Annotated in this window: 14 protein-coding genes and 1 pseudogene; 1 reads left to right on the top strand and 14 read right to left on the bottom strand. The window is 39.2% G+C overall.

Translation table 11 applies throughout. The features are described 5' to 3' along the window. Positions 1-56: 56 nt before the first annotated feature. The 9 genes and pseudogenes from ROJ03_RS06490 to rfbC form a co-directional block, all read right to left on the bottom strand. A complete protein-coding gene (locus tag ROJ03_RS06490; protein WP_313726195.1) occupies positions 57-1,049 on the bottom strand; it encodes a capsular polysaccharide synthesis protein in 993 nt (330 codons plus the stop codon). Between the two features lie 54 nt (positions 1,050-1,103). Then, positions 1,104-2,309, bottom strand: a complete 1,206-nt coding sequence (locus ROJ03_RS06485) for a hypothetical protein (protein ID WP_313726194.1) — start codon at positions 2,307-2,309, stop codon at positions 1,104-1,106. 20 nt (positions 2,310-2,329) lie between these two features. Continuing rightward, a complete protein-coding gene (locus ROJ03_RS06480) occupies positions 2,330-3,226 on the bottom strand; it encodes a glycosyltransferase (protein WP_313726193.1) in 897 nt (298 codons plus the stop codon). A gap of 112 nt (positions 3,227-3,338) precedes the next feature. Further along, the gene (locus ROJ03_RS06475; protein ID WP_313726192.1) at positions 3,339-4,874 is read right to left on the bottom strand and encodes a polysaccharide biosynthesis C-terminal domain-containing protein; all 1,536 of its coding nucleotides are present in this window, start codon (positions 4,872-4,874) and stop codon (positions 3,339-3,341) included. A 34-nt stretch (positions 4,875-4,908) separates the two neighbouring features. Then, entirely contained in the window at positions 4,909-5,937 is a 1,029-nt protein-coding gene (locus ROJ03_RS06470) for a glycosyltransferase family A protein (RefSeq protein ID WP_313726191.1), read from the bottom strand. Beyond that, on the bottom strand, positions 5,934-6,932 hold the full coding sequence (locus tag ROJ03_RS06465) for a glycosyltransferase family 2 protein (RefSeq protein WP_313726190.1): 999 nt from the start codon (positions 6,930-6,932) through the stop codon (positions 5,934-5,936). Before ROJ03_RS06465 ends, ROJ03_RS06470 begins: the two co-directional genes overlap by 4 nt. A 39-nt stretch (positions 6,933-6,971) precedes the next feature. Further along, on the bottom strand, positions 6,972-8,231 hold the full coding sequence (locus ROJ03_RS06460; RefSeq protein ID WP_313726189.1) for a glycosyltransferase: 1,260 nt from the start codon (positions 8,229-8,231) through the stop codon (positions 6,972-6,974). Positions 8,232-8,482: 251 nt separating this feature from the next. Then, positions 8,483-9,775, bottom strand: a complete 1,293-nt coding sequence (locus tag ROJ03_RS06455) for a UDP-glucose/GDP-mannose dehydrogenase family protein (protein WP_313726188.1) — start codon at positions 9,773-9,775, stop codon at positions 8,483-8,485. Positions 9,776-9,813: 38 nt separating this feature from the next. Next, positions 9,814-10,248: pseudogene (gene rfbC / locus ROJ03_RS06450) on the bottom strand (dTDP-4-dehydrorhamnose 3,5-epimerase); the annotation flags it as partial. A gap of 179 nt (positions 10,249-10,427) precedes the next feature. Between rfbC and ROJ03_RS06445 the strand changes: the two are divergent. Then, positions 10,428-10,571 carry a hypothetical protein gene (locus tag ROJ03_RS06445; protein WP_313726187.1) on the top strand — a complete coding sequence of 48 codons (144 nt, stop codon included), beginning with the start codon at positions 10,428-10,430 and terminating at the stop codon, positions 10,569-10,571. A gap of 183 nt (positions 10,572-10,754) precedes the next feature. Here the strand turns inward: ROJ03_RS06445 and ROJ03_RS06440 are convergent, their stop codons facing one another. Genes ROJ03_RS06440 through ROJ03_RS06420 form a run of 5 tightly spaced genes read right to left on the bottom strand, consistent with a single transcriptional unit; the run spans position 10,755 to position 15,293 of the window. Further along, positions 10,755-12,017, bottom strand: coding sequence for an acetyl-CoA acetyltransferase (locus tag ROJ03_RS06440; RefSeq protein ID WP_313726186.1), 1,263 nt, complete (start codon positions 12,015-12,017; stop codon positions 10,755-10,757). A gap of 11 nt (positions 12,018-12,028) precedes the next feature. Further along, on the bottom strand, positions 12,029-13,348 hold the full coding sequence (locus ROJ03_RS06435; RefSeq protein ID WP_313726185.1) for a 3-hydroxyacyl-CoA dehydrogenase family protein: 1,320 nt from the start codon (positions 13,346-13,348) through the stop codon (positions 12,029-12,031). A gap of 42 nt (positions 13,349-13,390) precedes the next feature. Next, a complete protein-coding gene (locus tag ROJ03_RS06430; protein ID WP_313726184.1) occupies positions 13,391-13,945 on the bottom strand; it encodes a GNAT family protein in 555 nt (184 codons plus the stop codon). Then, complete coding sequence (locus ROJ03_RS06425; protein WP_313726183.1) at positions 13,945-14,916, bottom strand: hypothetical protein; 972 nt, start codon at positions 14,914-14,916, stop codon at positions 13,945-13,947. Before ROJ03_RS06425 ends, ROJ03_RS06430 begins: the two co-directional genes overlap by 1 nt. A gap of 26 nt (positions 14,917-14,942) precedes the next feature. Further along, positions 14,943-15,293, bottom strand: coding sequence for a WbqC family protein (locus ROJ03_RS06420; protein WP_313726182.1), 351 nt, complete (start codon positions 15,291-15,293; stop codon positions 14,943-14,945). Positions 15,294-15,347: the final 54 nt, after the last annotated feature.

Raw genomic sequence — 15,347 nt, 5'->3', positions numbered from 1 at the left:
AAGAAACAATAACACATTTGAAATACCGGAAAAGATAGGAAAATAAATATTTTCCACTAAAATATCTTTGCTGTATCTTGTGAGAGGAACCAGCCATACAAGGTCATTTTTTCATCAATAGTTACAGGGACCTGCTGTTTCCAAGAAAGCTTAAACAACTGAGTATCTTTCATCAATCCATCAACTAGAGATGGGTTCCAAAAATCTTGCAGGCTTCCTTGCATTCCTAAAACCTGGATATTGTTTGGTTGAACACCATCAATTAGAGTTTTGACTTCTTCAACGTTTTCATACAAAAAATTCATGAACAAGTCCACTAAGAAATAGTCAAGCATTACATTGTAGTGAGCCCAATATTGAGAAAAGAGTTCTTTCATGAGGTAGAATATAATGCTGTTTTTTTCAGAACCAATAGCATAGATGGTCCAGCGTCCCCTAGGAACAAACTTATGGGTGCTCCCAGGTTTTTTGATACTCCAGAAAGGCCCCTCAAACGCATAGGAGAAATCAGCCGTTGCGAAGATGGTGGCATCTAGCCAAAGACCTCCTCTATCGGCAAGGGCGGTTACCCGCACAATATCTGAAAAATGAGTAAGGGTGATGATACCTGTTTCTAGTTTCTTGTAAATATGATCAGGGATTGAGCAGTATTCTGCCAAGTTATCTTTGGTCAGAATGATTAGTTCTGCATCGTCGGGCATATGCTTTTTAATACTATCTATGCATGTGCGAATGACAGGAAGTTCTTGATGATTTGCCTGCCACCAGAACATCCAAATATATTTCTTGGAAGGTTTCGCTAGGGAACTTGAACCGGTTGCATAATACTGTGCAACAAGGCTAGAGATGGTATCACTGAAATGAGAACGTAACCATGCCCCTTTTAGAGCATGATCTCTATCATATATTTGTTCTTTTAAATATCCTTTTGTAAATTTTTTACATATCTTTAGGAATCGTGCATGTGTTTGTAGCACGAAACCAAACTCTTTCCGGTACAAAACATTATGTTGTCTACCCATATTACTAACACCTCCGTCAATCTTCATCAGCAGAATGGAAACTTCCATCCGATTCTTTATATTTCAATTTTAAGGAACAGATTATTTATTATGGATACAGACCAATCTTACAAGGGATATGGGTTTATGCGTACTAAGCCAAGCTTGGGGTTTGTGCAATGAGAATGCTATCAACAACAAGGGAATTAAGACTATATCACCAATTTCTATGGGTGAAAGATATTCAACAAATCCATACACAGTATGAATCAGCAATATTGAGAACAAAATAAATGAATGGTTCCAGAAAATAACAAGAGCAACAATAATCGCTATAATAAAAAATATCGACATAATCCCTAGGTATAAAAATGCCATTATAAAGGATGCATCAATTCTTGAATGCAAAGAAAAGAGGTCAGGGATAAATCCAATTAGGGCTTTTTTCCACGTTACCTCTTGTACTAATTCTTTGACTATTTCGACTCGAAGAGAGCCATCTAGCCCTTGGGTAGCAAATCGAGAATTTGCAAAAAGATAAATTATAATAGCAACCAATAAACACCCAATCCCCGCAACACAAAGCATCAGAATTATGCGCATTTTATCAGTAAGTTCCTTAAAATTCCACTTGCCAATAAATTGCCAGCCATCGTATACGACAATGAGAATTAACAATGCAATTGATAACAAGAGCCCCGCTCTACTTTTTGAATAAAAAGAGCAGACGACAATAATGGCGAGAGGTATCAAAGGCATCATTTTTCTATTATTCATCACTTCAACAATAGCTAAAAGAGAATATGTCAATATCAACAACAAAGGGATTGAATTTCTATTCATCTGAATATATTGATCGAAAAATTCCATATCTGCTTTAACGACAAAAAAAGTGTACAAAAAAGGTAGCAAGGCAAAAATCGAATAGCAATAAAAGCTCCATTTAGGCCATCTCAAATATTTGACAGAAACGCCTAAACAAAATCCGATCATCGGTAATGGAAGGTTATTCAAGAGAGAAGTACGGCCACACTGAGATACAAAGCGAGCATAGAAAAGGATACCCAGAAACAAAGAAAAAATGATGAGATCTATCCATACAATATCATTTCTTAGTTTCCAAATAGTCACAAACAACAGAATCAACGCTAAAGATACACCTAAAACCTTTCTATTTGGAATGTCCCAAAATCCATCATATATATAAATATACAGATTCAAATATATAAGGATTTGCATGAAAATTGAAATATTTGGTTTGTCTTTTCCGCTTAATTTGGCTGAAAGTAGTTTTTCTATTTTTTGCATTGTTTCCCCATTCTTCTTGATTATTTAAAAAACGACCAATAGATTTTTTTAATCAAACCTTTCCCCCAAAATGGCAGTATACCTACAAATGAGATAAAAGACAGACCGCACTCTTTCCTAAAGAGTGCCCAGGCTTCTTCTGAACGCTTCGAGGCAATAAGCCCAACAAAAATATCACCAAAGTATGTCATTTTTATTTTTGGATATGCCGCGTATTCCTCTTTGTATTTTTCCAAGAGCATAAGTCGCCCACGAATCTGTCTTTCCTGGGAACTGCTGATAGAAACATCACTGAAATGATAGATCACCAAAGGGTCATCTAAATATTTGATCTGGTATTTTTTTGCAATCCTTCTATACAGGTCAGTATCTTGGGAAGCAGGTAATCTTTCATCAAACATACCACAGTCGTCAAATACCTTACGAGGGATAAGAGGGATGGAGCAGCCTCCAATGAAGTTGGATTCAAGCAATTGAGGCAAGACACTCCCATCATATTTTTTCCTCGCTTTAACCCTAATAGGAGCTCCATTATGATAGGTAAGGTAGTTACAATAGACGAGCCCTATCTCCCCACTGCCGAAACACTGCAACATCAATGCATTTTTATTTGGAAGCCATTGGTCATCATCGTCAAGCAACGCAATATACTGTCCTGTTGAGCACTTGATGGCTATATTTCTAGATGCACATGCTCCAAGATTCTTAGGATTTTGGATGTATAGCAATCTGTCAGAATACACTTCTTTCACCCGATTTTTTAGCATTTCTCGTTCTGGGCTGTCAGGGCTATCATCAACAACGATGATTTCAAAGTTTTGGTGAGTTTGTGTTAACGCACTGTCAATGGCCCTTGATAAGATTTCAAAAGGACGCTTGTAGGTTGTTATTATTACAGAAACCTTACATTTCTCCATCAATTCCCTCTTTTAAGACCCCTATAGGACAAGGAGTGTATTATAAAAAAGCTATAGTTATTTAGAAATACATACCTATCACAATTTTGTTTTTATACTAAAAATCTTCAGCTTATTTCCCTCTTTTTTTCATGTGTTGAAAAACGTGTATCATTTCCCTTTTCACATGGCCAAAATCTCTTGAACGATAATAAGTTAACAAATATATGGAATTAGGCACAACAGCGCAAAGAACCATAGAAATTAGAAAATCTAAATATCCGTTTTTAATAGATACGGAATTTACTATACCATAGGTAATCCAACCGATTACTATTGTCACAAGGGTGTAAAGAATATATTTATAAAAATATTCTCTGACAGGGAGTTTCAAACCAAACCTAAACAACACATAAGGTTCAAACCAGAAGCAAGTTGTGATCGTACTAATTGCCGTTCCAATAAGTATACCAACCAAGCCAATCTTCTGGGCAAGATAGATGGAAGCTCCTAAATTAATCAATGATTCAATCACAGGTTTATATCTATCATACCAGAATAAACCCATAGACGAATGGAAGGTCCTTACAGGCCGCAACATTCCATACAAATAAAAATTAATGACAATAACAAAGACAATTTTAGGTTCAAACAGATATACTGTGCCAAGCCATAAAGAGATAAAAGAATTTAATAATATCAGGAGACAGATAGAGGAAAATCCAACAAGCCAAGCGGAGACGAAATACAATTCATCAAATATACTCTTACTTTTCTGTAGCTGATTTTCTACAACCAAATTACCAACACTTGCCGATATTGAGTTATATGCGATACCAAGTACACTGTTGAGCGCAGAAGTTATCATCACATAGTTTGAATTGATACCCGCACTTGCAAGATTCACAAATTTCACCATAAGAATATTATCCGTTCCACTAATAACAACGGAACCAAGCTTATGAAATATAAGTGCAAATACATTTTTTTGTATTTTTAACTTTTCATCTCGATCGAGAGTTTTTTTCCCCTTCTCCAAGAGAAAAGGATAAATTTTATTCGCTTTTTGGCTAATCACAAGATTTTCAACAACTGTCGTGAATAGCATTACAGATAAGAACAGAATATAGTTATTTGTAAATACTAAAACAATAACCTGCAATACATATTTGACAACCTGGAAACCATAATAATATGTTGTATCCAAGTATTTTTTTTGATCTGCTATCAAAAGAGTTCTCTTATATCCTAAAAAATAGCTAATTCCAGAGTTTATAACAAATAAGCTATAAATGAAATTAATGTGAGGGATTTCTGGAACTTCCCCCAAGATAGAAGGGAGCAAAGGAATAAGTGATAGTCCAATTCCAAGAATAAGCAGGCCAATTGTTGTATATGCTTTTCTAAACAACTGCATAAGTGCTTGAATCTTATCAATTTCATTGAATGCCAACGGTTTGTATAAACTAAAACAAATTGCCGTTCCTATCCCAAGTTCTGCAAAGGAGAGTAATGAAAGAATATTAGAAAACAACCCATTCAGACCTAAGTACTCAACGGTAAGATACATTACAAATATCTTCCGAGTCACAAAGTTACCAAGATAACTTATAAAATACCCGACAGTTCCGAATTTAAAATTTTTTACAGAATTTGATATTCTAGACAAATTTATTCCTCTCGAACAGAGCTAATTTCAGTTTTCAGTATGCATTTTTTATCATGTTTAGAATACGAAAAAAAAACAATACCATTTGCAGCATTCGAAAATTTCCACGCTTCAATAAAAACAGACAGAGTGAACATCTTTTATGATCCCACACAATATTTACGTGTGCAAGATACGTTTTACAAATGCCTGATGAAAGATATACAATTATTTGTCTTTGTTCTTGTTTTGTATATATAGGAGAGAATAGTGCATCTTGGTAAAAGCTTTTAAAACATTTATAAAAAACATTCCTGAAGGATTGATATATTGGATCTAAAGGAATAATCCATTTCTTTGCATATGAAAATAATTGTTCTTGCACGAATACATGAGAATCGAGATAAAGTGGGGTTAGTTTTCTTCTAGTGAGACCTTCTTCATTATAAAAATAGTTGTAAAAAGCATTAGGAACAAGAAGAACAGATGAAGCCTTGTCAACAAAAGCCAGATTTTGTAACAAATCTTCACCAATAAAAATATGATAATAATTGGTATAATCGGTAGAAAAATCAATGATAGCTCTTCGTACTACTTGGGCCCAAAGTGAAGACATCTTCCCCGCTACAATCCTCTCATAGATAAATTGCATATCTTTTCCTTGGTATAAAAAAAGTTGGTCAGTAGGAAGTTCTTCCTTGTTTTTTGATTGAGCAAACCCAACTTTCCGAAATCCAAACACTATGATATCGGAATCATACTCAACCTGAAAAATATCAATCTCATTCAGAAGATTAGCATCCCAGTAGTCATCAGAATCCAAGAAACATAGATATTCTCCCTGAGCATAAGCAATGCCTACCCTTCGTGCACACAATACCCCACAGTTGTTTTGATGGATTGTATATATTTTCCCAGGATAGTTTTTTGTATATTCATCACAAATCATAGGAGAAGAATCAGATGATCCGTCATTAACAAGAATTAGTTCCCAATCAAAAAAAGTTTGGTTAATAACTGAATCAATACATCTTTTAAGGTATCGCTCAGCATTATATACAGGAACAATCACACTATATTTCATTGTTTCCTCTTTGTTATGTTCCTTTTAATGGTCAATATTCCTACTAATAGTATTGGACAATAGCGAAGAATGCCCATTTTAATTTTCTCTCGACTTGTTCCCATATCGAGAGCTTCTTGATAATATTGGAGAAATGTACGCTTAATTGTGGGAATATACTCATCATAAAAAGGTTTTACCCTTTCTACTTTTGGAAGAGCATACCAAAAAACTAACAAGTCATAGCAAACCATACAAGATGCAGACTTGATATTGCTTAAGGCCTTCCCATTGGAATCATCAAAAAGAGATAACACCTTTTCATAAGAACATATCTTGGCATATGTTTTGGAAAACCCGTATCCCAAATATGCAAAATCATGATTCTCTAAAACCTTGTAGTGGTAGCCTTTGGTATTGAGAACACTTACACTTTTTGACGGATTAAAAATAATATATCTTACAACATATTCTAGGTCTTCACAAACTGTTAATTCTTCATCCAGCAATAGGCCTGTATTATAAAATAATTTATTCCACAGATAACCACGCAGACCTCTCTTTTTTGTAATTTCTTCAATTGCTTGTTTGGCAGATATACAAGTTTTTAAGGCTCCTAAGCAAAGGCGGTCTAGATACTCGGTCCAACCATCATTGTAAACCCCAATAATCGACATACAGCAGTTATCATCGGATTTGATACCCTCATATAACTTCTCAAACATAGCATCATCAATCCAGTCGTCTGAATCGACAAATCCAACAAAGGTCCCTTGAGCAATTGCAATACCTTCATTTCTTGCTCTTGAGACTCCGTGGTTTTCTGTATCTATTATAATTATTCTTGAATCAGTTGCTTGATATCTTTTACAAATTTCTAGGCTGGAATCCTTTGAGCCATCATTGATCAAAAGGATTTCAAGGTTTGTATATGTTTGCCTAACAATACTTTCCAAGCAGTAAGCAAGAGTATGTTCAGCATTATATACAGGGACAATGATACTGATTTTTTCCATTCAAATTCTCCAAATCCACAAAACTCCAATTATTTCAAATTATTTGAAATAATCTGCTAATTGTATCGCCCAATCTTGAAAATTCTTCTGTGCATCAAAACGCTCAAGCCAGTTCATTCTTGCCCGATGGCGATATTCTTCTTGTACTTCTACATTTAAGCTCATAAACTCTTTCAAGTATTCCGCTAATTGGATGGCATCAAGGTTTTCTGGTAGCAATCTACCAACGGTATTATTAACAATCTCAGAGGTCCCTCCCACATCTGTAGCATAACATGGGATACCAAAAGATTGTGCTTCCATGATGGAAACAGGTAATCCCTCACTTTCACTTACATTGACAAACAAATCAACATGCTTTTGTTTATAGAAATCCAGTACCTGACTGTTGGAAATGCGCCCCATAAACTCAATATGTGCATTCAACGACAGGTTCTCTGAAACCTGGGCCATGAGTCTTGAGAGCAACGTTCCATCACCAATACAGATCCACAAAAAATTGTCAAATCCTTGATTTACCAACAACAACAATGCTTCTGCAATTAGATGGACTCTTTTCACTTCGACAATGTTTGAACAGGAAACCAGAATAAACTTATCAGACTCTTTTTGTATATTTATCCCATAATCAGTGGTACCTAAGTATGCCGTATGAAATTTATCTGCATACAATGGATGGGTTTGGGTGAGATGGTTTGTTCCATCTTGAGAACAGGGAATTACTGCATCAATATGGCTTAAAACTAAATCCCTAAATGGGAATGCTCGGTATTTTCTCCTATTTGCGTAGACATCGTATCGATGGGCCCGAGATACAATATACATCAGAATTTGATTCTTATATTGTGCTGCCAGTCTATTTGCAATGAAGGCATGCTCCAAAAACCAATAGCTATACACAACACAGTTATCGAAACTACTGATATCAATGGATTTATGAAGTTGAGATGTGGCTCTAGCAACCAAAGCCAATACTGTACCATACATATATAGGCAATTTGCTTTCCAACCAATTTCTGGTTTTTTGTGTACCTCATTCCAAATAAGTTTGTCAGCGTTTAACATCCCCTTGAAACTTAATCCAACTTTTCTCCATATTCCCAATGAGGAGTAACCTAATCGATGAACCACAACATTAGAAGGTAAAGAGCGGGTCTGGACATCCTTCTCAGTTGCATAAGCTGCTAAAATAACAATTGTATCAAAAGCATTCGCTAAATATGTTATTTCATTCTCAATGAAAGATTCATCTTGGTTATATGGAAATTTATGGGTAATCATTATACAGAGTTTTCTCATGCAAACCTCTGTGGAAAAAAGAAATGAATATTGCTAAGGACAAAAAAAAGAGGAAAGCCATCCCACTGGGATGTTCTTTCCTCATATCTATTTCTTATACTATAATCTTGTTGCATACCACTTCCATCGACCTGTATCATCATGTGGCTATAGTAGTATGGTATTATCCCTACTGCAAGTCCTTTCAGAAAAGGAACTATGAACCATAGTTTTTTTAGAAGTAACCAAAACAGTAGATGCTCATACCTCTGCTACCTTCCCACCGAATAATACTCCACCCCAGCTTCCTTCATCTTCTTAGGATCAAAGAGGTTTCTTCCGTCATATACCAAGGCAGTCCTCATCAGACGCTTGAACTCTGAAGGAGCAAAGGCCTTGATCTCCTTCCAGTCAGTGAAAATGAAGCAAACCTGGGCACCAGAGAGAGCTTCATCAATGGTAGAGGCATACCCTATCTCAAAGGAGTACTGCCTCTTGCAGTTTTCCTGGGCTACAGGATCGAATGCCGTTATGATGGCCCCATGATCCAGAAGAAGAGGAATGTTATACAAGGCTGGAGACTCCCTGAGGTCGTCAGTCCCTGCCTTGAAAGCAAGACCTAAGACTGCAACCTTGATCCCTTCAAAGGTTATCATACGCTTAGAGGCCTTACGATATAGCAGAGTTCTCTGAGTGTTGTTTACCGAAACAGCGGCAGAGACTGTCCTGAGGTTGTAGCCATGCTGCTCAGCAAGATATTCAAGGGCTTTGGTATCCTTGGGGAAACAGCTTCCACCATACCCTACCCCTGCCTTTAGGAAGCGCGACCCTATCCGTTCATCATAGGACATGCTTCTTGCAACATCTTCTATATCAGCACCAACCAGCTCACAAAGGTTGGCCAGGTCGTTCATATAGGAGATCTTGAGGGCAAGGAAGTCATTGGCTGCATACTTGCTCATCTCAGCACTCCTGCGGGAGACAGCAACTATGGGAAGGTCGAATGGGGCATAGACAGTACGAAGGGTAGATTCTGCTTTCTCACTCTCCACCCCGATGATGATGCGCGAGGCATGCATCATATCATGTACTGCAGAGCCCTGGGCCAAAAATTCAGGATTGGAAGCTACCTCTACACAGACGTCCCTGACCAATGAGTCCTTGATGAACTGCTCAACCTTGTCGTTGGTGCCCACAGGAACTGTTGACTTAACCACTACCAGGCAATCGTGTTCCACACTTTCAGCTATCTGGCGAGCTACAGTAGCCACATAGCTAAGGTTTGCTGACCCGTCAGGCAATTCAGGAGTCCCTACCCCTATAAAGATTACATCCGCAGAAGCATATGCCTTCTTATAGTCGGTAGTGAAATGAAGCAGGCCAGAAGAGAGACCTTCCTGCAAAAGAGCTTCCAAGCCCTCTTCATAGATGGGGCTGATGCCACTTCTAAGTTTTTCTATTTTCTTGGGGTCTACATCAACACAGGTTACCCTATGCCCGACATGGGCAAAACAGACTCCTGCTACAAGACCAACGTAGCCTGTACCGGCTATGGTGAGATTCATAGAAATTCCTCCACTGTTCTGATCATTTCGTAACACCCTTATTCCAGTCTCAATGGTGCTAACAGAGAATCTTTCTCACTCAAGCAAATCTCACAGTCCAGTTCTGGCCAGACAATTCCAATAGCAGGATCATTCCAAGCTATCCCACCCTCATCCTCAGGATGGTAGTACTCGTCACACTTGTAGGAGAATTCAGCAACTTCAGAAAGAACCAGGAACCCATGGGCGAAGCCCTTGGGGATGAAGAACTGGTTCTTCTTTTCGGCTGTTAGCACAGCTCCCACATACCTTCCCCATGTCGGGCTACCCTCACGAAGATCGACGGCAACGTCAAAGACCTCACCCTTGGTCACCCGAACCAGCTTGGCCTGGGGATAACTCTTCTGGAAGTGGAGGCCCCGTAGTACACCTTTCTTCAACATGCTCTGGTTGTCCTGCACGAAGGTGCAATCGATGCCTGCCTTTTCGAAGTCAGGCCTTCGATGTGGATGAGGCCTATATCAAGTCCAAGGCAAAAGCCCTTGGTGAAGGGATATCAAATAACATAAAGAAAGACAAAGCTGAATAGGGAGGAGAAGACAAAAAGACAAGGGTCAAACTCGCAGACTCCATTGATGCAAAGATTGCAAAGGCCCAGGATACTGTCGTAAAGGTGAAGGGAAGATACGATTTGGCATTGGCAGCCCTTGAGAATCTCATGGCGAAAAAGAATGAGCTGATGTGGAAGGAACTGCTAGAAGCTTTCGTCAAAAGTGGCAAGTCCTATGCTGAAACCTTGAAGTTTTTGAAGGGATAATTAAGGACATTTTCAGCTATAAAGCTAGTTTGAGTGGTACTTTTACAGAAAGTTAACATTATAGAAAGTGTCTACCAAATGGGGATTAGTTCAAACCCACCACCACCTATAACAAGCAGATTCTTTCTTTGCCTGATTTCAAATGGCTCTGTATATTTCACATCAAGTTCCTTATAGATTACATCATCTCCCAACTACAAACGTGCAGCTTGTTGTTGCAGAACCACCAATATTGAGCATCATCCCTGTCTTAGCCCCGTCTATCTGATAGCCCTCAGCATTGTTGCTGACCTGCTTCCAGAGATCGAGGAACATCCTTGCTCCACTTGCGCCTACAGGATGACCTACACCTATTAGCCCTCCGCTAGGATTGATCGGATGAGAGCCTTGCCTATGAACAAGCCCCTGCTCTATTGCCTGATATTCTTTTCCAGGATCAGTTATTCCAAATGCAGAAATGGCAGCATACTCACTGGAGGTGAAACAGTCATGAGTCTCAAAGACATCAATGTCCGCTACTGATAGATTTGCCCTAGCATATGCATCAAGCACAGCCTGACGTGTCCAGGGAAGCACATACGGTGTGGCCTTTCCTTCTTCCACCTTAGCCTCAAAGCGTAAAGGTGCCACCCTATGGCCCCACCCGAGAATGCGGGGTATAGCATCGAGTTTCAGATTTCTCTTGGTTGCATACTCCCTTGCAAACTTCTCAGATGCCAGAAACACTACCACAGCACCATCAGTAACTTGGGAACAATCAGAAATAGCCAGTCGGCCACCAACAAGAGAGTTTGTGGAGGTTCCTCTCTGTTTTGCCTGCTCTAGGCTCATAAACCACTTGCGCGTCTGTGCAAGTGGATTATGTTTGGCGTTGCTGTAATTCTTGTTGGAAATCTCAGCTAGGCAATCAAGATAGCGTTTCTCATCCAAGGCATATCTTTCCAGATAGACATCAGCAAGTCTTCCAAACAACTTGGGAAAGGGAAAAGAAATTCCAGCGGCCTCTTTTGCCTGATAGGCGGCAGAACCCAAGAAATCACCACACACCGAAGAATTCACAGTCTTCATCAGTTCAGCACCTACCACCACAGCAAGATCAAGAGCACCCACTTGGATCTTGGTCATTGCCGCATCGATCGCAATGGCAGAGGAAGCACAAGCTGCCTCATAACGGGCAGAGGGGATACCGTTGAACACAGGAGAGACTTCAGTGAGGAATGCCCCGAAATGCCCTTGGTTCAGATAGTGCTCACCATCAAAGTTCCCGACAAACACCCCGACCCTATCGGCTTTTCCTAACTCTGCAATGGTTGAGTAATCAAGAGAGGTAGCCTTGAAGGAGTCTTCAAGAGTCTCCCTGAGCAATGATACAAGGTTCTTCTTTTCCTTGGTAAAATTCCGTTCAAAGTCTGACTGTTCACCACCAAGCACAAATACCTGTTCCATATCTACCCCCCTTACCTGGATGCCTTGAAGTATCTTCGATAATCAATAGGGGGATATGTTCTCTCATTATCCAATACTGAGAGATCAAGGGAGCCGATACTTTCTTTAAGCCTTATGTCCCTCTCTATGATATTTTCTATGCCTACCCTACCGCCAAGCAAGAAACAGAGAGATGTGGGTGGAACCCAACCATACCCATAGGCCATGGCTATATCTGCTGAATCAACAGATTCGGCAACCTCAAGGGCACTGATATACGAACAGACCACGTACTTAACAAGAAAGTAACGGCAAATGGATGCTTCGTCACTGCTATCTGCTAGCAACACATCGATTGCCTCTTGATACAATCCATCCTGCAAGTAAGTAACCATTCTGTCAGCATAGGGAAGTATATATTTCTGAAGTGGTCGATAGCTGTCCAGGCCAATGTCATATACCATTTTTTGCTTGGAACCATCAGGAAGGTATTCCATCTTGAATAAGCCTGAACCACTTTTCCTGCCTAGTCTTCCCTGAGAAACCAAACGGGTAACAAATTGTGGAATCTTCTGCTCACCAGAAAAGAACTCGGGTGCTTTTTCTATCAGGTTCTCCATAATTGCAACATGGATATCAAGACCAACAAAATCTACAGTATTGAGGGGTGCCATACTTCGTCCAGTAAAAGGACCGAGAATTGCATCGAGGTAGTCTATACCCCCTCCTCCGCTACATTTCTTGTGTATTTCAGCAAATTGTGCAACTTCGTTGAGAAACAGGAAACCAATCCGGTTTCCCAGGAAGGCTGCCTTGTCATTGGTCTGTACTGTCTTCCGCAATACAACCGACTGCAGATAGTCATAGAAATCAGTAGCTACTACAGGATTGCTCCATTGCATCTGGGTAAATTCCATAAATGGAAGGTTATAAGGAGGATTGAAGAAATGAGTACCGAAGTACAAACTCCTTCCTTCTTCATTAAAAACAGCGGCTAGCTCTTCAATTGAAAGACCGGAAGTACCTGAACTTACAATGGTTCCAACTCTCCTGTTCTTAGCAATATGGGTATTGATTTCAAGTTTCACAGCCAGATCTTCAGCTACTGACTCAAAGACCCAGTCAGATTGTTGCACACATTCAGGCAACTCATGGTAAGTCATTGGAACAAGAAGTGGCCTTATCGAGTCAGCACGAACAGACTTGACAGCCTGCTCTATCGCAGCAATGGACTTTTCCATGGAGCGGCTCACCATGAAGACCTTGGCATTACAGAATGCTGCAAGCAGACCACATACCTGTGATCCCACTGCTCCGTTAGCGCCGATGACTGTTATTGTATTAATTACCATTCATAAATCCCTATTATTGCAGGCTAAAAAAGAAGTTAAGAATCATGATTCCCAATATTTACTGTTCTCGACCATTTTTTCGTAATCTTCTCGTAGCAATCCTACAACCTTCAAGTCATGGTACTTTCCATCCTTGTAAATCGCTTGCCTTTGTATTCCTTCAATGACCCAGCCACATTTAAGATAGAGGTTTTCAGAGGGCTTGTTGTAATCAAGCCAGGAGCCTTCCAACCTTTGAAGTTGTAATTGGTCAAAAGCATACCGTTGCAAAGCCATTACGGCATCAGTGCCAATACCTTTTTGCTTAGGGCTTGAACTATGAAGTTTAATACCTGTATAAGCCTTCCTGTTCTTCCAATCAACATCTGTAAGACTTGTGCTACCAACGGCTTTACCTTCATACTCAATAATAAATCGAAAATCTTTCCCATTATTTGATAATTGGCGAAACCACTGCTCTTGTGAAAATTCAGATATAGGCCACGCCCAACCTACAACCATTTGTTCAATGGAAGGATCATTCAACATTTCTCGCAAGAGTTCCATATCCCGTAATTCAAAGGCTCTCAAGACAACACTCTTACCATAAATATTCATTACTTTCTCCTCGGTTCTTTAGCTATCAAAAACTTGATAGCATCAACCATTATAGCCAAATCAATCTCTGTATATCTTTGATCACAAGGTATAGGCAGTATATTTTTCGCATAATTAACTTCTAGACTATCTGGTTGACATTCGTCGATGATCTCAGGCCACAAGGTAGGAATATATATTTTTCTCTTTTGTAGCTGCTTTCGTATTTCTGAGCCATTATCTATTAACAAGGGATAGGCAAAAGGCCCTTCAGGAATAGTTAGCGATAACTTATTAATAGTACCAAGATGAGATTGCAGATAGATAAAATTAGCTGTTCTTTTATCCTTGATTGATTCATAATCAATTGCCCTAAGAAGATTGTGCGTCAACTTGGACATACTCTTAATGGGTTCTGTTTTGAATAATTTGTTGTTGTCCACAGATTCTTGATAATGATCTTCTGCATTGGTCTCGTAACGAGCAAGAAGAAAATTCATCCTAGGGTAAGAAATATCCACTGGCAAGGTTCTATTCAATTTGGAATCAGTGACTAAATATGCCCCATCAGGAACCCCAAAGAATTTCCTGCAAGTATATATTGTATCAATACCATCAATTGGCCTTTGGAAAAAGGCTTGAACGTTGTCTATTATTACATTTCGATATTTTGATTTGAATTCAGAGAAAATATCGTTAGACAGCTGGCCATAATAGTTTACCAGATAAAGATATTCATTATCTTTGATAAAAAAGTCTATCTGAGGTAAAAAGTCATCATTAATTGGGTAGAACCCAATCTCAACTGAATACTTTTCACATACTTCTCTAACAGAAGAGCACAACATCAAAGGGATATATATCTTTTTTATCTCTCTAGCTTCTATCAGAAAGGCAAGACAGTTCCTAGCACAATTCAAAGCAACAGCATCTGGATAAAAATCAAGGCCATTGTAGTGTTCAAATTCTATGTATCCACCAATTTCTTTCATCTGATTCCCTTAGGTATACAAACCACCTATTCCAGAGTGTATTGCTTCAGCTTATCCTTGACTCCACCCTGAGAGACATGCATCATCATATCGATCATTGAGAGGTTGGGTACAAAATCATGGCTTGATTGGGCATATGTTACATTCCCAGTCTTCAGGAAATGCAGCGCAATACCCTTTGATGTGAACTCATCCTTGCCATACAGTTCCATACCACCGATTGCATTGAAGTATTGGCCGGCCTGCAAGACCCTGCAGATTTCCAACACCTTTTCCTGCCCTTTGAGGGAATTGTCCTTCTCCAGCCCGGAAGACAATACTATCTTTTGGAAACGGTAAGGTGTTTTTACCTTCCCACGGTAAGAACTTTTTAACACTTACGGTAAGCAGTTTTTAGACCCTTGTGGTAAGGAATATTTTAGTCTTTACGC

The organism is Sphaerochaeta sp. PS (assembly GCF_032144095.1).
GTDB lineage: Bacteria > Spirochaetota > Spirochaetia > Sphaerochaetales > Sphaerochaetaceae > Sphaerochaeta.
The sequence above is the reverse complement of the archived record's forward strand: the minus strand, read 5'-3'. Positions and strand labels throughout refer to the sequence as shown.

What these genes read in the sequence shown, in the direction of transcription:
- ROJ03_RS06490 (WP_313726195.1), bottom strand. Translation starts at nt 1,049, where the DNA reads ATGAAGATTGACGGAGGTGTTAGTAATATGGGTAGACAACATAATGTT.
- ROJ03_RS06485 (WP_313726194.1), bottom strand. Translation starts at nt 2,309, where the DNA reads ATGCAAAAAATAGAAAAACTACTTTCAGCCAAATTAAGCGGAAAAGAC.
- ROJ03_RS06480 (WP_313726193.1), bottom strand. Translation starts at nt 3,226, where the DNA reads ATGGAGAAATGTAAGGTTTCTGTAATAATAACAACCTACAAGCGTCCT.
- ROJ03_RS06470 (WP_313726191.1), bottom strand. Translation starts at nt 5,937, where the DNA reads ATGAAATATAGTGTGATTGTTCCTGTATATAATGCTGAGCGATACCTT.
- ROJ03_RS06465 (WP_313726190.1), bottom strand. Translation starts at nt 6,932, where the DNA reads ATGGAAAAAATCAGTATCATTGTCCCTGTATATAATGCTGAACATACT.
- ROJ03_RS06460 (WP_313726189.1), bottom strand. Translation starts at nt 8,231, where the DNA reads ATGAGAAAACTCTGTATAATGATTACCCATAAATTTCCATATAACCAA.
- ROJ03_RS06455 (WP_313726188.1), bottom strand. Translation starts at nt 9,775, where the DNA reads ATGAATCTCACCATAGCCGGTACAGGCTACGTTGGTCTTGTAGCAGGA.
- ROJ03_RS06440 (WP_313726186.1), bottom strand. Translation starts at nt 12,017, where the DNA reads ATGGAACAGGTATTTGTGCTTGGTGGTGAACAGTCAGACTTTGAACGG.
- ROJ03_RS06435 (WP_313726185.1), bottom strand. Translation starts at nt 13,348, where the DNA reads ATGGTAATTAATACAATAACAGTCATCGGCGCTAACGGAGCAGTGGGA.
- ROJ03_RS06430 (WP_313726184.1), bottom strand. Translation starts at nt 13,945, where the DNA reads ATGAATATTTATGGTAAGAGTGTTGTCTTGAGAGCCTTTGAATTACGG.
- ROJ03_RS06425 (WP_313726183.1), bottom strand. Translation starts at nt 14,916, where the DNA reads ATGAAAGAAATTGGTGGATACATAGAATTTGAACACTACAATGGCCTT.